At 61.8% G+C, this 20319-nt stretch carries 17 protein-coding genes; 9 read left to right on the top strand and 8 right to left on the bottom strand.

Annotated features, from left to right (window positions below; translation table 11 throughout):
• Positions 1 to 110: 110 nt before the first annotated feature.
• From K6T12_RS18030 to K6T12_RS18020, 3 genes are all read right to left on the bottom strand, one after another.
• Positions 111 to 518, bottom strand: coding sequence for an EF-hand domain-containing protein (locus K6T12_RS18030; RefSeq protein WP_222224273.1), 408 nt, complete (start codon positions 516 to 518; stop codon positions 111 to 113).
• A gap of 715 nt (positions 519 to 1233) precedes the next feature.
• Positions 1234 to 2100, bottom strand: a complete 867-nt coding sequence (locus K6T12_RS18025) for a fumarylacetoacetate hydrolase family protein (protein WP_222224272.1) — start codon at positions 2098 to 2100, stop codon at positions 1234 to 1236.
• Positions 2101 to 2246: 146 nt separating this feature from the next.
• Complete coding sequence (locus K6T12_RS18020) at positions 2247 to 2834, bottom strand: TetR/AcrR family transcriptional regulator (RefSeq protein WP_222224271.1); 588 nt, start codon at positions 2832 to 2834, stop codon at positions 2247 to 2249.
• Between the two features lie 136 nt (positions 2835 to 2970).
• Between K6T12_RS18020 and K6T12_RS18015 the strand changes: the two genes are divergently transcribed.
• Positions 2971 to 3879, top strand: coding sequence for a hypothetical protein (locus K6T12_RS18015; protein WP_222224270.1), 909 nt, complete (start codon positions 2971 to 2973; stop codon positions 3877 to 3879).
• Positions 3880 to 3906: 27 nt separating this feature from the next.
• On the opposite strand, the gene K6T12_RS18010 is transcribed toward K6T12_RS18015, so the two are convergent.
• From K6T12_RS18010 to K6T12_RS18000, 3 genes are all read right to left on the bottom strand, one after another.
• Complete coding sequence (locus K6T12_RS18010) at positions 3907 to 4647, bottom strand: DnaJ domain-containing protein (protein ID WP_222224269.1); 741 nt, start codon at positions 4645 to 4647, stop codon at positions 3907 to 3909.
• 140 nt (positions 4648 to 4787) lie between these two features.
• Complete coding sequence (locus K6T12_RS18005) at positions 4788 to 5501, bottom strand: VWA domain-containing protein (RefSeq protein ID WP_222224268.1); 714 nt, start codon at positions 5499 to 5501, stop codon at positions 4788 to 4790.
• A gap of 263 nt (positions 5502 to 5764) precedes the next feature.
• Positions 5765 to 7519, bottom strand: coding sequence for a GNAT family N-acyltransferase (locus K6T12_RS18000; protein ID WP_222224267.1), 1755 nt, complete (start codon positions 7517 to 7519; stop codon positions 5765 to 5767).
• Between the two features lie 120 nt (positions 7520 to 7639).
• Between K6T12_RS18000 and K6T12_RS17995 the strand changes: the two genes are divergently transcribed.
• Both K6T12_RS17995 and K6T12_RS17990 read left to right on the top strand, forming a co-directional pair.
• A complete protein-coding gene (locus K6T12_RS17995; RefSeq protein ID WP_222224266.1) occupies positions 7640 to 7954 on the top strand; it encodes an antibiotic biosynthesis monooxygenase family protein in 315 nt (104 codons plus the stop codon).
• Positions 7955 to 8021: 67 nt separating this feature from the next.
• The gene (locus K6T12_RS17990; protein WP_222224265.1) at positions 8022 to 11324 is read left to right on the top strand and encodes a bifunctional diguanylate cyclase/phosphodiesterase; all 3303 of its coding nucleotides are present in this window, start codon (positions 8022 to 8024) and stop codon (positions 11322 to 11324) included.
• Positions 11325 to 11532: 208 nt separating this feature from the next.
• Here K6T12_RS17990 and K6T12_RS17985 read toward each other — a convergent pair whose 3' ends face one another.
• Positions 11533 to 11718, bottom strand: coding sequence for a hypothetical protein (locus K6T12_RS17985; RefSeq protein WP_222224264.1), 186 nt, complete (start codon positions 11716 to 11718; stop codon positions 11533 to 11535).
• A 165-nt stretch (positions 11719 to 11883) separates the two neighbouring features.
• Here K6T12_RS17985 and dinB point away from each other — a divergent pair, with 165 nt between their 5' ends.
• The 4 genes from dinB (at position 11884) to K6T12_RS17965 (ending at position 16323) form a co-directional block, all read left to right on the top strand.
• Positions 11884 to 12939, top strand: a complete 1056-nt coding sequence (gene dinB / locus K6T12_RS17980) for a DNA polymerase IV (protein WP_222224263.1) — start codon at positions 11884 to 11886, stop codon at positions 12937 to 12939.
• Positions 12940 to 13141: 202 nt separating this feature from the next.
• Positions 13142 to 13897: a response regulator transcription factor gene (locus K6T12_RS17975; RefSeq protein ID WP_222224262.1), complete on the top strand. Its 756-nt coding sequence runs from the start codon at positions 13142 to 13144 to the stop codon at positions 13895 to 13897.
• A gap of 31 nt (positions 13898 to 13928) precedes the next feature.
• Positions 13929 to 14480 (top strand): nucleoside deaminase, encoded by a 552-nt coding sequence (locus K6T12_RS17970; protein ID WP_222224261.1) that lies wholly within the window; start codon positions 13929 to 13931, stop codon positions 14478 to 14480.
• 289 nt (positions 14481 to 14769) lie between these two features.
• Positions 14770 to 16323, top strand: a complete 1554-nt coding sequence (locus K6T12_RS17965; protein ID WP_222224260.1) for a SulP family inorganic anion transporter — start codon at positions 14770 to 14772, stop codon at positions 16321 to 16323.
• Between the two features lie 163 nt (positions 16324 to 16486).
• Here the strand turns inward: K6T12_RS17965 and K6T12_RS17960 are convergent, their stop codons facing one another.
• Positions 16487 to 16828, bottom strand: a complete 342-nt coding sequence (locus tag K6T12_RS17960) for a HopJ type III effector protein (RefSeq protein ID WP_222224259.1) — start codon at positions 16826 to 16828, stop codon at positions 16487 to 16489.
• Between the two features lie 211 nt (positions 16829 to 17039).
• On the opposite strand from K6T12_RS17960, the gene K6T12_RS17955 reads away from it, so the two are divergent.
• Both K6T12_RS17955 and K6T12_RS17950 read left to right on the top strand, forming a co-directional pair.
• On the top strand, positions 17040 to 17432 hold the full coding sequence (locus tag K6T12_RS17955) for a YbaN family protein (RefSeq protein ID WP_222224258.1): 393 nt from the start codon (positions 17040 to 17042) through the stop codon (positions 17430 to 17432).
• A gap of 116 nt (positions 17433 to 17548) precedes the next feature.
• On the top strand, positions 17549 to 19546 hold the full coding sequence (locus tag K6T12_RS17950; protein WP_222224257.1) for a DNA topoisomerase III: 1998 nt from the start codon (positions 17549 to 17551) through the stop codon (positions 19544 to 19546).
• The last annotated feature ends 773 nt before the right edge of the window (positions 19547 to 20319 follow it).

The raw sequence follows: 20319 nt of genomic DNA, 5'->3' as shown, positions 1-20319 counted from the left end.
GCCCGCCGCAAACTAAAGTACCCCGAAAATAAAAAAGTGGCTGTACCCGTGTGGATACAGCCAAGGGGAAAGGTAATCGGGTGGGCGGCGGCTGGGCGGGCCGCGCCGGGTCAAGCGCTGCGCGGTTGTGACAGGGTGACAACCCGTCGCGCCTGGCCGCTGTTGACCTGTAGCTGGGCGAACTCGCTACGGTTCAGGTAACCGTCGCCATCGCTGTCCAAACGGCTGAAATACTTGCTTAGTGCAGGCCGGTCGGTGACTTCGTCAAGGCTCAGCAGGTCGTCGCCATTGCTGTCCAGAACCTTGAACAGGTCCAGTGTTTCATTGGCCAGCTGGCTGAGCTTGGCCCGGCCGATGATCAGCGGCTGCAGCGCCCTGTTTTGCTGCTGTCCGGCCTGCGGTGCCGGCGCAGTGGCTGGTACCGGCTGTTCCGACTGGCTGGCTTCGCCGACAGGTTTTTGTTGCGCATTGGCAGCAGCGGCGATCAGGGCGACCAGCAGAATCGGGCTTGCTTTCATGGTGTGTTCTCCTTGACATCATTCAGCGAAATTAACTGCCAATTTCTATAGCACTCCCTGTGCCATGTTTTTTTTATCTAATAAAAACAAATAGTTAGGTTTGTATTCGGAGTTGAGGCAGCCACTGGTAAGGCTGGAAGCTGAAAGAGCTTGCGAGATCTGTCGGTGATCGGCGACAGGTTTCGAGGGGTTTTGGTTTTTTTCTTTAAAATCAACTAGTTGAAATGTCTCTAATTGGCGACATAGAGTGAAAGCGGGGTGGTTAAACAATAATCAGCTGCAGAAGCTGAGCCTTGGCTGAACGGCGGTTCAACCGTTCCGATGGCGATGATTGCAATGTGCCGGGGGCATTTCACTGACGCAGAATGGCGACAGCGATCTGTTGATAAATCAGGGGCTTGCGCGTTAGCGGGCAAGTTTCGAACCTGTTGTTGAAGTTTTAAGCTACCAGCTCCAAGCTCCAAGCTCCAAGCTCCAAGCTTAAGGCGATAGGCCTCGGACTCCGAAAAACCACTGCAGGTCACGGCTGAACCTACCCGGCTGGAGCCTCTCCTGCACTCGGGCTTCGCCGTAGAAGCCCGCCTGGTATGCCCCTTGGGTACTGTGATTGTCCGGTCACGTACTTCGACAGAACCGCCGCTGGTCACGGATAAACCCTCTCCTTTAAGGGGCTGGCAAGCCGCGAGCCTGCCAGCTACGCATTATAAAAAAACGCTCAGTACCGGCTGTTGTCCTCGGGTTCCATAATCACCGGGTTGCTGAGCCGGCCGATCCCTTCGATCTCGACGGTGACCCGGTCGCCCGGCTTCATATAGCCGCGTGGTTTCATCTTGACGCCCACCCCGGAGCAAGTGCCGGTGGCGATCACATCACCCGGCTCCAGTGTGCAGACGGTGGACAGGGTTTCCACCAGGGCATAGCAGTCGAAGATCAGCTCGCGGGTGTTGGAGTGTTGGCGCAGTTCGTCGTTAAGCCAGGTTTTCAGCTCCAGGTTGTGTGGATCGAGTTCGTCGGCGGTGACGATCCAGGGGCCCATCGGACCATGGCTGTCGAATGATTTACCCAGCGTCCAGGTGGGCGATTTGACCTGCCAGTCGCGCACCGATACGTCGTTGACGATGGTGTAGCCGGCGATCACCCCGGCCGCCTTGTCGCGTGGTACATGGCGGCAACGCTTGCCGATCACCAGCGCCAGTTCACCCTCGTAGTCGAGCTTTTCCGACACTCGCGGTCGCTGGATCGGCTGCTCCGGGCCGATCACGCAGCTGCTCTGCTTGGTGAAGATGGTGGGAAATTCCGGCCGCTGCAGGCCGGTTTCGGCGATATGGTCGGCGTAATTCAGGCCGACGCCGAGAAACTTGCCGGGCCGCGGAACCGGCGCCAGCAGCTCGACCTGGTCGAGTGGTAATCCCGGCTGTTGAATAGCCAGCTCGGCCAGTCGCTGCAGTGCCGGCGCACCGGCTGCCAGCAGCTCAATCATGGTGCCGGGCAGTTGCGGGTCCAACTGGCTGGAGATGACCCGGCTGTCGATGACGGCGCCGACCTGTTCTGTTCCCTGATGGCGGAAGCTGACCAGTTTCATCGCGGGCTCCTTCGATGGGTATGTTGATAGCGAGAGATGGGCGCTCAGTCTGCCGTGGGTCCTGTGCGTCGGCAAGAGGCGAGTGGGCGGCAGAACCAAGAAGCGCCCGCTGACGGGCGCTTCTTTCGTGTGGACCGGCAGGCCGGTCAGCTGGTCGGCAGGGTATTCAACAGGTGATCGATCACCTTGTGATAGCTGGCCGGATCGGGGCGCTTGCTGCTCATGATCCGCATCCCCCAGATGGTGGTCATCAGCATCTTGGCCAGGGTGTCGGTGTCGGCATCGGCGCGCAGCTGGCCCTGTTGCTGAGCAAGCTCCAGCGAGCGGTGGACGTACTGCTCGACCTGATCCAGGTAGTTGCTGACCCGTTCGCGGATCTCGTCATCTTCGGTGGCCAGCTCGGTCATGGTGTTGACCATCAGGCAGCCACGACCGATCTTGTCATCACTCAGATCGGCGACGAAGCGGTGCATCATGTCGCGGATAGCCATCAGCGGATCTTCCGCACGATCGAGGACCTGCTTGACCCCTTCGATGCGGCGGGCGGCGTAGGTATCGAGAACCTCGATAAACAGGCCGCGCTTGGATGCGAAGGCGCTGTACAGTGAGCCTGGTTTCAGGCGGGTGACGTTGACCAGATCAGCGACCGACGTGGCGTTGAATCCTGTGCGCCAGAATGCCTCCATCGCCTTGTCCAATACTTCGTCGCGGTCAAACTCTGCGGGACGTGCCATATTGTATACCTCCTTGATTACGGCCAATTATTGAGTATCCCTTATAGAAGGGACAACCAAGTGCAACTACGATTAGATGATACTTTGGAACGAGAACTCGCCGAACGTGACTGACCGTTTTTGTAAATACTTCCTTGTGACGATCTGCTGGTTGCTGAGCGGTTGCCAGATCGCTCAACAGAAGACACCGCTGCCGGAGGGCCAGCTGTACCGAGGGTTGCTGGTACCTGAGCAGGGGTATTACCGTTTCACGCCCTGTTACTCGCAGACAAGCTATATCGTCGATGACCGTTCAGGTCAGTTAGATCGCATAAATGGTACCCGCATTGCCCGACAGCCAACCCTGTATGCCGAACTGAGCGCGATAATACCGCCGGAGGGTGACAAATTGGTGCTGGAGCGGCTTGAGCTGGCCGGTGGGCCGGCGGCGCTCTGCAATCAGCACCTGGAGCAGCTGCGCTACCGGGCGGCGGCCGGCGACGGCCGCTGGCTGATCGATATCGATCGGCAACGGCTGCGGCTGCATCTTACACGGCAGGGGCGGGTGCTGCAGTTTCCGGCCGAAGCCCGCGCCATGGGCCAAGCGGAATTGCGCTGGCAGGGCGAGATCGTCGCCGGTCAGACCTACCGGCTGGCACTGCGACTGATCGACGGCGGCTGCTTCGATCCCAGTGGGGCCTACTTCCGCTATCGCGCCGAACTGCAGCTCAATGGCGAGCGCAGCAGCGGTTGTGCCCGGGCGGGGCGGTTGTTGAGCCGTTCGTTAGTCGGGCGTTATCGGCTGGTGCTGGATGACCGGCCCGTCGAGGCATTTTTGCACGCCAATGGCGAGCTTAGCCTCGTGTCGGCCGCTACGGAGGGGTATTGGGGGCGCTGGCAAACCCTGGGAGAGAACAAACTGTTGCTGACGCTGCAGCAGTCTAACGGCCAGCGGTTGCTGATCTTCAGCGCCGACCGCAATCGGCGCTGGCAGTTGCGGGGGGAATCGAGGGGCGAACTGAGTTGGCTTGGCCCCTTGTCGTCGGAGTACTACCCCCCTCCATGAGAGATGTTGACGGGGGCTTTGGCAGGTTCAGGATTTCAGCAGCAGGTCCTTGGCTTCATTGATCCGGGCCGCCAGGTAGTGACTGCCGCCCCGGTCGGGGTGGACTTTCTGCATCAGCCGGCGGTGGGCGGCGACAATGGCGTCATGATCGGCACCGGGCTCGAGCCCGAGAATCTGGTAGGCATCCTCGCGGGTCATCTCGCTGCTGCCATGGTCGTTGGGCGGCTGCTGGCTTTGATGATCGTCGGCCCGCCAGCGATCGCCGAACCGCTTATCCAGGTAGGCTTCCAGCACCCGTGTCGACTCCTCGTCCCGCTGGCGGCAGTAGTGCAACAGCTGCAGGAACTCCTGCTCCTCCAACTCGCCCAGCTCGCGGCCGCGTAACGGGCCCTCGGTGATCAGGCCATACATCACGCCGGAATCGTGGTCCAAGGTCATCTGCAGAATGCGGGTCTGGATCTCGGAGCGGTTGCCGCCAGCCTGCTGTTGGTACTGCTTCTGCTGTTGGTGCTGGCGGTAGAGGTTACCGACCAGCGGCAGATAACGCAGCAGCGGAAGCAGTCGACGGGTAAAGGGCAGCAGCGCTGCCACCAGGGCGCCGAGCCAGTGCAGCCGGCCGGTGATCGCCAGGTACAGCAGCCCCAGCATCAGCAGGATCATGATCAGCTTCAGGCTGGCGGCGCGACGCTGCTTGCGCGGTTGTGAGCGCAGCCAGAGCATACCCAGCAGGGTGATGGTGCCCAGTAGTATCAAGCCCAGAGGATGCAAGTGTTCACTCCTTTAATTTGCAGCCTGAGAATCAGGTTGAAAGCTGCCGCATACAACCACGGCCGATGAGACAGCGTACAGCTATTAGTAACACGCCGACAGCGGGAGTTCCCGACCAGTTGGCAGGGGCGCGGAGTTGCCTAGCGGGACAGCTGCCGGGTTAGCCGCAGCACCTCGCCCTGTTTGCGTCGGGCGAAATCCTCCAACGCCCGGCGGCCGCCGCTGGCGTAGACCGCCACGGCGGCCAGCAGATCCTTCAGCACCTTGGCGCTGGCGTTATCGAAGCTGCTGTAGGCGCCGCCGGACAGCTGGGCGATCTGTTTGTAGGTGCGCTTGGCGACCAGTTCGTTGCCTTCCTGGAACATGAACACCGGGGTACCCAGCATGCCCAGTTCGCCGGCCAGGGCACAGAGCCGTTTGACATCCTCCTCGACGCAATCGCCGATAAACACCACCGCCTGCACCTTTTTCGTGCGGGTTTCACTGAGTGCATGGTACAGCACCCGCTCGATCTGGGTGTGGCCGGCCTTGCAGCTGACGCCGTTCATCCGCTCCAGCAGGGCCTGGCTGTCGGCCAGCCAGGGGGTGGTCTCGAATTCACCGAAGCCGCGGTAGTAGCAGAGCTGGATCAGCAGGCCGCCGATATCCCGGGTGGCCATGAACATCTCGCTTTGCAGGTGGCAGGCATGGTCCCAGGTCGGCTGCCGGCTCAGGGTGGCGTCGAGGGCGAACAGCAGGCGGCCCTGCTGGCCCGGCGTGATCACCGCCGGGGTCCGGTTGACCTGTTCGATAAACGTCTCGATCTCCTGGTGGCTGGAGGTGGGACGTACGCTGGGGGATCGCTCTTTGCTCATGTCGGTCGCCTGCGGGGTTCGGCAGATTGAATCGGGACTCTCACGACAAGTATAGAGACAGCGTCAGGTGATGGAGGTGCCCACCGCTGGTCGCGGCGACTGACCGAGCGGTCGATGCAGCCCATTTCGTGGGTGAGCGTCAGGTTAAATTCTTGCTCGGGTAAGGTCGCGGCCGAACCTGCCCGGCCGGAGCCCCTTCTCTAAAGCGGCCCCCGGCGTCAACCACTAATCTGGTTTTCGTGCTGGCTAACCGTTACTGAGTTTCAGGCACTTTCGGCCGGAGCTTCCAGCCGGGCCGGCTGGTCGCTGCCGACGTAACGGGTCCGCTTCTTCGGCTTGACGTAGTCCATGTCAACCAGCACCAGGCCGTCGACGCAGTAGTTGAAGTCGGCATCGACGCCGAAATCCAGGAAGCGTACGCCGCCGTCGGTGCACAACTCGCTGTACTGCTTGTATAGCGTCGGCACGCTGACGCCGAGGAACTCCAGCTGCTCCTTCAGGGTGCGGAAGTCCTCCTTGTAATCGTCGCCGCGGAAGGTCCTGGCCAGCTCGGCGGTGGTGGCCGGGTCCATCTGGTAGGGGGTGAACGACTTGGCCAGGTACTCCCGGTCGGCGAAGTAGTGGCGGTAGAACCAGATCAGCAGGTCCTTGGCCCGTTTCGGATAGGTGTTGGACAGGCTGACCGGGCCGAACATGTAGCGGATCTGCGGATGCTTGCGCAGGTAGGCGCCGATGCCGTACCAGAGGTAGTCGAGGCTGCGCTTGCCCCAGTATTTCGGCTGCACGAAACTGCGGCCCAGCTCGATACCCTGTTCGAAGTACGGGCGCATCTGTTCGCCGTAGTTGAACAGGCTGGCGCTGTAGATCCCCTGCTCCGGGCTGTCGATCAGCTTGTGGACCTCGGCCAGCCGGTAGGCGCCGACGATCTCCAGCTCCTCGTCGTCCCACAGGATCAGGTGGCGGTAGTAGTGGTCGTAGCGGTCCAGATCGCTCTTCTCGCCGGTGCCTTCGCCGACGGTGCGGAAGGCGATTTCGCGCAGTCGGCCGACCTCGCTCATCACCGCCGAGTCGGAGCGGTAATCGAACAGGTAGATCTTCTTGCCGTCGCCGGTCTCGCCGAGCAGCTCGGAATCGCGCAGCTCCTGCTTCAGGGCCTGGCGGTCCTGCGGGTGGGCGATGGTCTTCTCGGTGATGAACAGCGGTTTGCGGTCTTTGGCGATCCGGTACAGATGCTTCTTCAGCAGCTTGGCCTTCTCCTGGTTGGACACCGGGATGCTGTCCAGCTGGCTGAACGGGATCGGCTCGCCGACCTTGACCGGCAGGGTGCAGGCGTACTTGTTGAACATCTCGCGTGCCAGCAGCAGCGACGACAGGTTGCGGTTCAGGTAGGAGACGCCGTAGAACAGCGAGCTGTTCTTGCCGCCCAGGTAGACCGGCAGGATCGGCGCGTTGGCCTTGCGGGCGAAGCGGATGAAGCCGCTGTTCCATTTGCCGTCCTTGATGCCGGTGAAGCCGGCGCGGGAGACTTCGCCGGCCGGGAACACGATCACCGCCTCTTCATTCTGCAGGCTCTGCACGATACGCTCGATATCGCGCTTGCGGGTGCTCTTGCCCAGGTTGTCGACCGGCAGGAACAGCGAGCGGAGCTGGTCGAAGTGCATCAGCACGTCGTTGGCGACGATCCTGACGTCGCGGCGCACTTCGCCGACCAGTTTCAGCAAGGCCAGGCCGTCCAGCGCACCGAACGGGTGGTTGGCGACGATCAGCACCCGGCCGGAGGAGGGGATGTTCATCCGGTCGCGGTTGCTCATGCTGAAGGTGAAGTTGAAGTGATCCAGCACCCGGTCGATGAATTCGAAGCCGGCGACATTACGATGTTCGTCGAGGAACCGGTTGATCTCGTTCTCGCGGATCAGCCTGCGCAGCAGAAACAGGGTGGAGTTCTTGATCGGGGCCGGTTTTTCGGCGAAGGTCGGATACTTGTTTACGAGGACCTTTTCGACGCTGATTTCGTTCATTGCGATTTTGTATTCGGCAAGGGAGAGTATGCGTTAAGAATCTATGAGCGTTTTGTGACCAGCGCTTGACCGCCAGATGACGGGTTGGTGACAGTAAGGCGTGGTAGGGAGGCAGATCAGATGTTTGTGGTATCGAACCGGGTTTTTGTGGCCGCCGGGTATTGTGAAGAGTTCGAGCGGCGTTTCCGTGCCCGGCTGGGGCAGATCGACCAGCAGCCGGGCTTTGTCGAGATGTGCGTGATGCAGCCGGCCAAGGAGGGCGCGCCCTATGTGGTGCAGACCCGCTGGCAGGACCGGGCGGCATTCGATAACTGGGTCGGTAGCGAAGATTTCCGCCGCGCCCATGCCAACCCGCTGCCGAAGGAGGCGTTCAGCCAGCCGGGGCAGCTGGAGATGCATGAGGTAATCATATCTAGTGATGACCAAGCCGGCTGATTTTTTTAAGCTCGGTTGTCAGCTTTATTTATTACTTTTTCGCTAACTCAGGGAGTAGAGGCCGATTTTGACTGCATATAGCCGCATGGATGCCGTACAGCTGGACAGCGCACGGGCGATGGTTGCGCTGGCGCCGGTGCCGATGCTGCTGCTACAGCAGGACCGGGTGCTACAGGCCAGTGCCGGCTGGCACCGGCTGATCGGTTGGCAGTGGCTGGCGGACGATCGGCTGGCGCACTGGGAGGCGCAGCTGGGGCTGGCCGAGGGGGTATTGGCCGCCGAGGGGCCGCAGCGTGCCGAGCTGACCCTGCGCGGTGGCAGCGGTCAGCTGCGCCACTGCGAACTGCTGCGCTCGGAGCTGCCGCTGATCGAGGGTGGCAGCCTGCAGTGGCTGGTGTTCAACGACCACACCGATCAGCACTGCGTCGAACAGGCCCTCGAGCCGATCGTCGCCAGCGTATCCCAGGCGCAAGGGGCGGACTTCCTGGACCGGCTGACCGAATCCCTGTGCGAGAGCCTGCAGCTGGATGCCGCGCTGGTGGCGGAGGTCGACAGCAACTATCCCGGCCATATGCTGACCCGCTCGTTCTGGCTCGACGGCGCCCACCATCCACCGTTCCGCTACAGCCTGGCCGGCACCCCCTGTGAACAGGTGCTGGGCAAGCAACCCTGTTTTTTTGCCAGCGATGTGCGGCGGCAATTCCCTGGGGATATCGACCTGCAGCGGCTGCAGGTGGAGAGCTATCTCGGTTTTCCGCTGGCTGACAGTAGGGATGGCCCGTTGGGAGTGATCGTGCTGTTGTCGCGTCGTCCGATGCAGATGTCCGACGGTCATCAGGTGCTGCTGAAATTTATCGCCCAGCGGGTGGCGGTCGAGCTGGAGCGGCAGATTGCCGAAGACCGGCTGGCGGCCAGCGAACTGGGACTGAACGTCGCCGAACGGCTGGCCCGGCTGGGCAGCTGGGTGGTCGATATCGAGCGTCAGATGGTGCGGGTGTCCGAGCAGATGGCCTGCCTCTACCAGCTGCGGCCGGTCGATGGTGAGGTGCCGCGCAGCGAGACCATCAGCCGGATTCACCCGGAAGATCGCGACTATGTCCGCCGGGCGATCGAGATCGGCGAACAGGGCGGCGATCCCTATACCTTCACCCACCGCATCCTGCTGCCCGATGGCCAGACCCGTTGGGTGCGCTCCCAGGCCGAGCCGAGGTACGACGGCGACGGTCAGCTGCGCCGGATCTTCGGCGTCAGCCACGATATTACCGAACTGACCCGTAGCCAGCGGCTGGTGTACGAGTCGGAACACCGCCAGCACCGGCTGATCGCCGCCTGCCCCTACGGCATCACCCAGGTCGACAAGGAGCTGCGCTTCGTCTACGTCAACAGCGTTGCCGAACAGCTGTACGGCTACGGCGAAGGGGAGCTGTACGGTCGCAGCGTGCGCGATGTGGTGCCGGCGGACCAGTGGCCGGAGGTCGAGCAGCTGTTCCGGCGGCTGCTGGACGAGAAGCCCCACGTCGAATCCTACCGGCGCCGGGCACGGACCCGCCAGGGGGGCTACCGCGAATTGGATATTACCCTGAACTATATCCTGGATGAGGACGGCCAGGTGCAGGGTTTTATCGGTTTCCTGACCGATGTGACCGAGCAGATGGCGACGGACACCCGGCTGCGTCAGCTGTCGACGGCGGTGGAACAGAGCCCGGCATCGGTGCTGATCACCGACCGGCAGGGGCGGATCGAATACGTCAACCCGGCCTTCGAACAGACCACCGGCTACCGGCTCGACGAGGTCTGCGGCCAGACGCCGACGATGCTCAAGTACGGCTCCGAGCGGCGCGTCTACCGGGAGATGCGCCAGGCGCTGAGCCAGGGCCGGCCCTGGCGGGGCGAGATGCTGAACCGGCGCCGCGACGGCAGCCTGTTCTGGGAGCTGGCCAGCGTCGCGCCGATCAAGGGCGCCGACGGCCAGGTTACCCACTATGTCTCTATCAACGAGGATATCTCGCGGCTCAAGTCGCAGGAGGCGCAGCTGGCCTACCAGGCCAACTACGACCCGGTCACCGATCTGCCCAACCGGATTCTGGCGCTGGACCGGTTGGAGCAGGTGATCGCCGCGTCGCGTCTCAAGCAGCGTCATGCGGCGGTGATGTTCGTCGACCTGGACCAGTTCAAGCGGGTCAACGACAGCTTCGGCCACAGTGCCGGCGACCAGCTATTGGTGCGGGCCGCCCAACTGCTGAAGGGCGCGGTGCTGGAAACCGACACCGTGGCCCGGTTCGGCGGCGACGAGTTTGTCATTATCCTCGACCGGATGCCGTCGCTGGAGAAGGTCGAGGCGGTCGCCGAGCGGCTGTTGCGGGCCTTCAGCAAGCCGGTCTATGTCGGCGACCATGAATTGATGATCACCGCCTCGATCGGCGTGGCGGTCTACCCGCAGGATGGTGACAACGCCGAGAGCCTGCTCAGTAACGCCGATGCGGCGATGTATACCGCCAAGGAGCGCGGTCGCAACTGCTGCCACTTCTTTACCCGCCAGATGAACGAGCAGGCGCGCCAGCGGCTGCTGATCGAAAGCCATCTGCAGCGGGCGCTGGAGTTCAACGAACTCAGCCTGCACTACCAGCCGGTGGTGGCGCTGGACAGCGGCCGGGTGGTCGGTTGCGAAGCCTTGCTGCGTTGGCATAGCCCGAGCCTGGGGATGGTGCCGCCAGACCGCTTTATTTCGCTGGCGGAGGATCTCGGCCTGATCAGCGAGCTGGGTGAGTGGGTGATCGACCGGGTGTTGCAGCAGTATGCCCGCTGGCGCGAGCTGTTGCCGGCCGGCTTCCGCTGTGCCATCAACGTATCACCCAAGCAGTTTCAGCGCGGCCGGCTGGCGGCGTTCCTGCTGGACCGTTTGGACAGGTACGGGGTGCCGGGGACGGCGGTGGAGTTGGAGGTGACCGAGCGGTTGCTGATGCACCACTGGCCGGAGGTGGATGAGCAGATCAGCCTGCTCAACGACGCCGGGGTGGCGTTCTCGATCGATGATTTCGGCACCGGCTACTCGTCGATCAGCTATCTGCGCAAATATCCGTTCAATACCCTGAAGATCGATCGCTCGTTCGTCTGCGACCTGCTCAGCGACCCGGACGACCGGGCGTTGGTGCTGTCGGTGATCGCCATGGCCCAGGGGCTGGGGCTGGAGATCATCGCCGAGGGGGTGGAAACGATCGAACAGGCCCGTTTCCTGCGCGATGCACAGTGTTCGATGATGCAGGGCTACCTGTTCAGCAAACCGTTACCCGCTGAGCAGATGGAGCAGTTGCTGGTCAGCGACCGGCGGATGACGCTGGCTGGGGCCGAGGGCGCGTCTGGCGCCCCCTGACGGCGGGAGCCGACCGCGACCAGATTGGCGAGGTTCGGCGGTGTCATTCGCAGAGCGGCTGCTACGAAGCACGGAGCCCTGTGGCAGCGGGCTCTGACCGCGATAAGGTTGGCAAGCCCTTTGGGTACCGACCGCGACAGGGCTGGGCACTATCTGCGGATGTTGCCCAAGGGGCGCCTATCAAATCCCGGTCATATCTGACCGGTGGCTACAGCTGCTGCTGGCGGCCTTTTTCCACCCAGGGATCGCGGTCTTCGCTGCGCCGGCCGCGGCTCAGGCGCCGTTCCGGCTTGTCCGGTTCGAAGCGGGTCTCTTCGCGGCGTTCGCCGTTGCGGCGCCGGTCGCGGTGAATGCGGCGGTCGGTATGTCCCAGTTCGTCTTTTGGCCAGACCATCGGTCGTTCCCCCTCGGAATTTCCCTGATGAACGTGCTTGTTAGATCAGCATAGCCCCGATTGGTTCGCCGGTTGGCGATTTGATCGCGAGATTGGCCAAACCGTTGCAGTCCGTACGATCGGCGTTAGAATCTGTATATATAAACAGTGGTTTGGGCAGGTACGGTGGCGCGGAAGATTATTCATCTGGATTGCGACTGCTTTTTTGCGGCGGTGGAGATGCGGGACAATCCGGCCCTGCGGGATATTCCGTTGGCGATCGGCGGCAGTGCCGAGCGGCGCGGCGTGATCGCCACCTGCAACTACCCGGCCCGTGCCTTTGGGGTTCGTTCGGCCCAGTCGACCGCCAAGGCGCTGCGGCTCTGCCCACAGCTGACGGTGATCCCCGGCGAGATGGAGAAGTATCGCCGGGTTTCGCAGCAGATCATGGCGATCTACCACGAGTACACCGAGCTGATCGAGCCGCTGTCATTGGACGAAGCCTATCTCGATGTGTCTGACTGCCAGCTCTGTCAGGGCAGCGCGACCCGTATCGCCGAACAGATCCGTGCCCGGGTGGTGGCCGAGACCGGTATCACCGTGTCGGCCGGGGTGGCGCCGAACAAGTTCCTGGCCAAGGTGGCCAGCGACTGGAACAAACCGGACGGGCTCTGCGTCATTCCGCCAGAGCGGGTCGATGCCTTCGTTGCCGAACTGCCGGTCAAGCGGATTCATGGGGTGGGTGAGAAAACCGCCGCCCGGCTGCAGCGACTCGGTATCGAGAGCTGTGCTGACCTGCAGCGCCAGACGCTGGCCCAACTGGTCGACCAGTTCGGTCGCTTCGGCACCCGCCTGTATGAGGTCTGCCGGGGCCGGGACGATCGGCCGGTCCGCACCTCCCGCGAACGCAAGTCGGTCAGTGTGGAGCATACCTACCCGCAGGATCTGCCCGATCTGGCCAGTTGCCGCGCCCAGTTGCCGATGCTGCGCCAGCAGTTGGCGGCGCGGTTCCAGAAACTGCGTGACAGGCACTCGATCAGCGGTGCGGTGGTCAAGATCAAGTTCCACGACTTCAGCCAGACCACCGCGGAGCAGGCTGTCGGCGAAGTACAGCCGGAACATTTTGAACGGCTGCTGGCCGAAGCCTGGGGGCGGGGCGAAAAGCCGGTGCGCTTGCTGGGGTTGGGCTATCGGCTGTCCGACCAGCGGCCGGTGCAGGGCGAGCAGCTGAGTCTGTTCTAGGCATCGGCGATTACGGCAGCCGATGGCTGGCCCTGTCACCTGACAGCATTGCCTTTATTGAATGAATATACCGTCGAAGCAGGTGAAATGGCGCGCAAAGATAGGTAATTTTTACGCTGGCTTTACGGTGCTCTGACCGGCATTGTTATCTGATTGGCATCGGTAGCAACGGATGCACTGAGGAAAGGTTATGGAGAGCGGATTGGCTCGAATACTGATTGTGGATGATGAGCCGCAGCAGCTGAAGCTGTTGCAGGGGCTGTTGATCCGGCGCCCGTTGGAAGTTCTGGCGTGCCAGGATGGCCAACTGGCCCTGGCCCAGGCGCGGCTGTTGCAGCCGGAGTTGATCCTGTTGGATGTGCGGATGCCCGGTATGGACGGCTACCAGGTCTGCAGCGAGCTGAAGCGGGATCCCGGCTGTCGTCATATACCGGTGATCTTCCTGTCGGCGGCGGACCGTGCCGAAGAGCGGGTACGGGGGTTCGAGGTCGGCGCGGTCGACTATGTGACCAAGCCCTATTTCGCCGAAGAGCTTTATGCCCGGATCGGCCTGCACCTGGAGATGTCGCGCCGCATTCGGCTGGCTGTCCCGGCGGGCGAGCCGCCGGGGCTGGAAGGGGGCGATAGGGAACAGGAGCTGATCTCGGCGGCGGTCGATATTCTGGAGCAGTCGGTAGCAGCGCCACCGGCACTGGCCGACCTGGCCCACCAGATCGGTACCAACGAGCAGACTCTGAACCGGCTGTTCAAGGAGCGGCTGGGGATGACGGTGTTCAGCTTCCTGCGTGAACGCCGCTTGCAGTACGCCTGCGAGTGGCTGGAAGACACCGAGATGCCGCTGCAATCGATAGCCGAGCGGATCGGCTACCGCAGCAGCGCCAACTTCATTACCGCTTTCAAGGAGCGTTTCGGGCTGACCCCGAAGCAGTACCGCGCCCGTGGTCAGGGCGAGGAGTGACGGGCGGTCCGCTTGAACAGGAGTGATCCAGATGTCATTGGACAGCTTGCAGGCACGCCTTAATATCCATCCGGTCGACCGGCAGTATCCTCACGAACGGGCTGGTAAACACTGCTGTGAGCTGGCCCTACAGGCCCTGCGAGAAGGTAGCTACGGTATCGGTGCGCTGTTGCTGGACGAGCGGGGCGAACCGATCTGCGAAGGCTATAACCGAGTGTTCAGCGAGGGTTTTCACAGTTCGCGCCATGCCGAGATGGAACTGCTGGACCGTTTCGAAGCCGACTACCCCGAACCGTTGCAACGCCAGTCGCTGACCCTGATAGTCTCACTGGAACCCTGTCCGATGTGCCTCGGCCGGGTGTTGCTCAGCGGCATCGGCCGCTTGTTGTACCTGGTGCCCGACCCCGACGGCGGCATGGTGCGCCACGGTCACCACCTGCCGCCGGCATTTCGTAATCTGCTGCAACTGCAGCCGCAATTCCCGGCACAGGTCTCCGATGACCTGCGCGTACTGGCCAAAGACCTGGCTGCCCACAACCTGGACCAACTGCGCCAACGCTGGTGCCGAGCGGTTGGCAGGTGAGTTGTAAGTAAACAGTTTGATAGTTAACAGTTTTGAGTTGACAGAGGGGCGGTGCCAACCGATAAACCGCTGTCCGCTGTCCGCTGTCCGCTGTCCGCTGTCCGCTGTCCGCTGTCCGCTGTCCGCTGTCCGCTGTCCGCTGTCCGCTGGGAAACTACCAATTCCCTTCGAACTCTTTCACCCGCTTCTGGTATACTTGCGCGTTTTTTAAGCAGGGGTGAATTCCATTGATCTGGATCAAGAATCCGGGGCGATCGAATTCGGCCCACGTCGTTCATTGAGGGGTTGGATGTTTCAACTGTTAGTTTCCCGTACACAAAGCATGAAAGCGGATCTGCTGTCAGGTCTCACCGTCGCCCTGGCGCTGGTTCCGGAAGCGGTGGCTTTCGCATTTGTGGCAGGCGTTGAACCGCTGGTCGGTTTGTACGCTGCTTTCATGGTTGGCCTGATTACTTCCGCCATCGGTGGCCGTCCGGGGATGATCTCCGGCGCAACCGGTGCGCTGGCGGTGGTGATGGTGTCGTTGGTGGCCCAGCATGGCGTCGAGTACCTGTTCGCCACCGTGGTGCTGATGGGGATCTTCCAGATCCTGGCCGGTGTGTTCCGGCTCGGCAAGTTCATCCGCATGGTGCCGCATCCGGTGATGTTGGGCTTCGTCAACGGTCTGGCGATCGTTATCTTCATGGCGCAGTTCAAGCAGTTCCAGTTCACCGGCGAGAACGGCCAGCTGCAGTGGCTGCAGGGCAACGACATGTTCCTGATGCTGGGGCTGATCGCGTTGACCATGGCGATCATCCATTTCCTGCCGAAGATCACCAAGGCGATTCCATCGTCCCTGGCGGCGATCCTGACCGTAACGGCCATCGTGATCGGACTGGACCTGGATGCGCGTACCGTGCAGGACGTGCTGCGTGATATGACCGGCGATCCGATGGCGACCATCGCCGGCGGTCTGCCGCAGTTCCATATCCCGATGGTCGAGATCAATATGGAAACCCTGCGAGTCATCGTACCCTATGCGCTGATTCTGGCCGCGATCGGCCTGATCGAATCGCTGCTGACGCTGACCCTGATTGACGAGATCACCGAAACCCGTGGCCGCGGCAACAAGGAGTGCGTGGGCCAGGGCGTTGCCAACGTGGTGACCGGCTTCTTCGGCGGCATGGGCGGCTGCGCGATGATCGGCCAGAGCATGATCAACATCAACTCCGGCGGTTTGGGCCGCGCCTCGGGTATCTCCGCCGCGCTGTTCCTGCTGACCTTTATCCTGTTCGGCTCCAGCCTGATCGAGATGATTCCGGTGGCGGCGCTGGTCGGGGTGATGTTCATCGTGGTGATCGGTACCTTCGAATGGGCCAGCTTCCGTCTGATCGGCAAGGTGCCCAAGTCCGACCTGCTGGTCGTTATCGCCGTGACCGCGGTCACCGTGTGGCAGGACCTGGCCATCGCCGTGGTAGTGGGCGTGATCATGTCCGCGCTGGTATTCGCCTGGAAGCACGCCAAGCATATGCACTTCGAAGTGCGTGAGGACAACGGTATCAAGATCTACCTGCCGCACGGCCCGTTGTTCTTCGGTTCGATCCAGGCGTTCCGTGACCGGTTCGATCCGCGTAACGACCCGAATGAAGTGATTGTCGACTTCGCCAGCAGCCGAGTGATGGATCATTCTGGACTGGAAGCGATCGATGCCTTGGCTGATCGTTACCAAAAAGCAGGCAAGACGCTGCACTTCCGCCACCTGAGCGGCGAGTGTCGCTCGCTGCTGGAGAAGGCCGGCAGCTTGGTGGAGGTCAACCTGATCGAAGACCCGAGCTACAAGGTTGCCGACGACCGACTGGCGTAAGCCTGCTTGCCGCTACAAAAAAACCGGAGCCCTGTAGGCTCCGGTTTTTTTTTGCAGTCGCCAGTTGGAAGTTGTGAGTTGACCGCGACTCGGCAGGATCGGGACAAGACAGAAATTCTACCGAGCTGCAGCCGCCCGGCGGTCCCTGCTGGGGACCCGAGGCTTAACTCTTGGCGACCAGTGCCGTGCCGTCGAACTGGATGCCGCTCCAGCCATGACGCATGAAGTTGCGGATATTGCCGTGGTCGTTGCCCTCCGGAGTGGCCAGCACATCCCGGTAGAAGCGGCCGAAACAGGCCAGGGTGCGAGTTTCATCCAGGTCGTTCAGTTGGGCGAAGGCGAAGATCTTGCAGCTGCCTTCGTTCTGGCCGGCCTCGTTACGAAGCTCGCCGTTCTGGAAGCCGGTCGGCTGGTAGTCGTAGTGTTCGGCGATTAGCGCCATGGTCTGTTCGAAGTCCAGGCTGTCGTCCTGGCCAATACGGCTTAGAAAATCCTGCAGGGTCATGAATCGGGTTCCTGTGGCTGTGTTGATGCGAGAGCAGCCGATTATCGCGGCTTCGCCCGGCGCTCGCCAGTGTTGACCTCTTGTTTTGCCTGGATGCCTTGTGGCGTTGGTAGCGGTCGCTACACCTGCTAAGGTGATTTAAGGCGGCTGACATTGGCTCTATACTGGCAGCAGGGTTAGTTGGCCGGCGGACTCTGAAAAGGGCGATCCGATGAAACGAGTGCTTTATATCAGTGGTGGTTTTGCAGCATTGCTGCTCGGCTTGATCGGCGTATTGCTGCCGCTGCTACCGACCACACCGTTCGTGCTGGTGGCGGCCTGGTGTTTCGCCCGTAGCTCGCAGCGTTTGCATCGCAGATTGCTGGCCCACCGCTGGTTCGGCCCGCTGATCCGCGACTGGGAAGCCTACGGCGTGATCCCGTTAAAGGTGAAGTGCCTGTCGACCACCATGATGCTGCTGATGGTCGGCTATCCGCTGCTGTTCCGCAGCTTCGCGCTGGAACTGAAAGTGCTGGTGGTGCTGACCGTTATTATCGCGCTCTGCTATATCTGGAGTCGCCCCTCCGAACCGTTGCTGAAACCGAAGCTGCTGCCGCGCCGTTAACGGTCTTTTTTACATATCCTCAAACTGACCGACTGCGACAAGAATCCCCCTGTACCGCTTCACATGGGCCGCCGACTCTGGTGAAATAGAACTGTCTATTTATACAGTTGTTTGCCATGGTTCTCTATATCGCCGAAAAACCCAGCCTGGGCCGCGCTATCGCCGCGGTGCTGCCAAAACCCCATCAGCAGGGCGAGGGCTTTATCCGTGCCGGTGATGGTACGGTGGTCAGCTGGTGCATCGGCCATCTGCTGGAGCAGGCCGAGCCGGATGCCTACGACCCGCGCTACAAACAGTGGCAGCTGGAGCACCTGCCGATCGTGCCGGAACAGTGGCAGCTGGAAGCCAAGCCGAAAACCCGCAAACAGCTGTCGGTGCTGCGCAAGCTGGTCAAGGAGGCGGATCAGCTGGTCCATGCCGGCGACCCCGATCGCGAGGGGCAGCTGCTGGTCGACGAGGTGATCGACTATCTCGGCGTCAAGGGCGCCAAGCGCGAGGGCGTTCAGCGCTGCCTGATCAGTGACCTGAACCCGGCGGCGGTGCGCCGGGCATTGAACCAGTTGCGCGATAACCGCGATTTCATCCCGCTGGCCACCTCGGCATTGGCCCGCTCTCGTGCCGACTGGCTGTACGGTATCAACATGACCCGCGCCTACACCATTCAGGGCCGCAAGGCCGGCTACAACGGCGTGCTGTCGGTCGGCCGGGTGCAGACGCCGGTGCTGGGGTTGGTGGTACGGCGCGACCGAGAGATCGAGGCGTTCGAGCCGAAGCCGTTCTACGAGGTATTGGCGGTATTGCAGACCGCAGCCGGCGAGCAGTTCCGCGCCAAGTGGCAGCCCAGCGAAGCCTGCCGGCCCTACCAGGATGAAGATGGACGGGTGCTGTCCAAGGCGCTGGCGGAGAACGTGGTGCGGCGGATCGGCGATCAGCCCGGCACGGTGACGGCGGTCAGCCATAAACCCAAGCAGCAGGCGGCGCCGCTGCCGTATAACCTTTCGGCGCTGCAGATCGATGCCGCCAAGAGGTTCGGCCTCAGTGCCAAACAGGTGCTGGATACCTGCCAGGGGCTGTACGAGAAGCATAAGTTGATCACCTACCCGCGTTCCGACTGCCGCTATCTGCCGAATGAGCACTTTGCCCAGGCCGGCAAAGTCACGGCCGCAATCGGCCGGGTTTGCGAGTCTTTGCAGTCGGCGCTGGCCGGTGCCGACCTGAGCCTGCGCAGCAAGGCCTGGAACAACAAGAAAGTTGATGCCCACCACGCCATCATCCCGACCGAGAAGCAGCTCGATCCCGGTCGCTTGTCGGCCACCGAGTTGAAAGTCTACGAACTGATCGCCCGGCAATACCTGGCCCAGTTCTATCCGGCCTGGCGCTACCGGGACAGCCGTATCGATGTTGAGATCGCCGGCGGCCTGTTCGTCGCCAAGGCGCGCCAGACCCTTGAGGCCGGCTGGAAGCAGTTGTTTGGCTCGTCGGCCGGCAAAGCGCAGGATAAGTCTCAAGAAAAAGAGCCATCGGATGGGGATTCGCCCGAGCAGCTGTTGCCGGACTTGAAGGAGGGGGACCGGCTGCACTGCCTCAGGGGCGAGTTATTGGAAAAAGTGACCCAGCCGCCGAAACATTTCACCGATGCCAGCCTGCTGGCCGCGATGACCGGCATCGCCCGTTTCGTCAAGGACACCGAGCTGCGCAAGATTCTCAAGGAGACCGACGGTCTGGGTACCGAGGCGACCCGGGCCGGCATTATCGAACTGCTGTTCAAGCGCAGTTTTCTGATCCGCCAGGGCAAGAGCATCCTGTCCACCGAGGCCGGCCGGGCGCTGATCGACAGCCTGCCGGAGCAGGCCTGTCAGCCCGATATGACCGCCCGCTGGGAGACTCAGCTGGAAAGTATCAGTCAGCGCCAGCTGGGCTACCAGGGCTTTATGCAACCGCTGACCGACAGCCTGAACCAATTGATCGCCCAGGCCAAGGTGCAGGTTCCCGAAGCGCTGCAGGGCGTCAAAGCGCCAGTGCGCAAAGCACGCAAGGGGGCAGGGAAAGGCAGCAAAGGCGGTACGCGGCGGAGTAGGCGTCCCGCTGCAGGGGCGCGACGCAAAGCCTCTTGATGCGGCTGGCCGGTTTCCGGTGGATCTCACCTACAGTCATGGGCCGTTCTGTCGTATCAGCGGCTATGGCTGCTGATACGGCCAGCCAGATGACTTGATCCGCCATCCTGATATGCCATCTGCGGCCTTCGCCGGCCTGTGACGCAAGCTGAAGGCCGGTCGGCATGGCCGTGGTTTTGCGATGGCTGCCAAAAGCAGGGATGCCCGCCGGGGAGGGGCGGGCTGATAGCCAGCGTGTACGACCTGCAAGACCTCAGCCAGACCTTTGGTTGTGCTGCCCGGGCGATGGTGGTTCGGGCCGTTCTTCGCCTGCCGGCTCCGGGGCGGATCTTCCGTTCCGGCGTGTCCCGTGCCCTTTCTGGCCAGATTTTACCCGTAGCTGCCTTAATTCATGGAATCAGCGATAGTGCAGGGATGGATGGGGCTTGCTCGTAACCTGAGTAGCTTTAATCAAAAATAAGTTTTGATCTTGCTAATCACTATTACGTTGTCTTGAAATCTTAGATTTACTGTTCGTCAGATATGGCACTGGTCGCGTCTAAATGACCGAGGCAGTGGCTCCCGCGCGCGTCGGGTGAGATTGTTAAAGCAGGCGGGGGCTGCCGGCGGCGGCTATGGCAAGAGCAGAAACAAAAAACGCACCCGAAGGTGTAATGCCGATCAGTTAAGCTCTTTAACTTGCTGATCAGGCAAGAGAAAATCCGGAATCCATGTTAAGGGTTCCGGATTTTTTTATGCATTTCAGTCAGGCAGTGGATGCCATCTCTCGCGTT

The sequence above is a fragment of the Marinobacterium arenosum genome (assembly GCF_019795155.1).
Classification (GTDB): Bacteria; Pseudomonadota; Gammaproteobacteria; order Pseudomonadales; family Balneatricaceae; genus Marinobacterium_C; species Marinobacterium_C arenosum.
Note: the sequence above shows the minus strand (reverse complement) of the source record. Positions and strands in the feature narration are given on the sequence as shown.

Bases quoted from the DNA above. Each gene is read 5' to 3' on its own strand.
- K6T12_RS18030 (WP_222224273.1), bottom strand. From the start codon at position 518: ATGAAAGCAAGCCCGATTCTGCTGGTCGCCCTGATCGCCGCTGCTGCC.
- K6T12_RS18025 (WP_222224272.1), bottom strand. From the start codon at position 2,100: ATGAAACTGGTCAGCTTCCGCCATCAGGGAACAGAACAGGTCGGCGCC.
- K6T12_RS18020 (WP_222224271.1), bottom strand. From the start codon at position 2,834: ATGGCACGTCCCGCAGAGTTTGACCGCGACGAAGTATTGGACAAGGCG.
- K6T12_RS18005 (WP_222224268.1), bottom strand. From the start codon at position 5,501: ATGAGCAAAGAGCGATCCCCCAGCGTACGTCCCACCTCCAGCCACCAG.
- K6T12_RS18000 (WP_222224267.1), bottom strand. From the start codon at position 7,519: ATGAACGAAATCAGCGTCGAAAAGGTCCTCGTAAACAAGTATCCGACC.
- K6T12_RS17995 (WP_222224266.1), top strand. From the start codon at position 7,640: ATGTTTGTGGTATCGAACCGGGTTTTTGTGGCCGCCGGGTATTGTGAA.
- K6T12_RS17985 (WP_222224264.1), bottom strand. From the start codon at position 11,718: ATGGTCTGGCCAAAAGACGAACTGGGACATACCGACCGCCGCATTCAC.
- K6T12_RS17970 (WP_222224261.1), top strand. From the start codon at position 13,929: ATGTCATTGGACAGCTTGCAGGCACGCCTTAATATCCATCCGGTCGAC.
- K6T12_RS17965 (WP_222224260.1), top strand. From the start codon at position 14,770: ATGTTTCAACTGTTAGTTTCCCGTACACAAAGCATGAAAGCGGATCTG.
- K6T12_RS17960 (WP_222224259.1), bottom strand. From the start codon at position 16,828: ATGACCCTGCAGGATTTTCTAAGCCGTATTGGCCAGGACGACAGCCTG.
- K6T12_RS17955 (WP_222224258.1), top strand. From the start codon at position 17,040: ATGAAACGAGTGCTTTATATCAGTGGTGGTTTTGCAGCATTGCTGCTC.
- K6T12_RS17950 (WP_222224257.1), top strand. From the start codon at position 17,549: ATGGTTCTCTATATCGCCGAAAAACCCAGCCTGGGCCGCGCTATCGCC.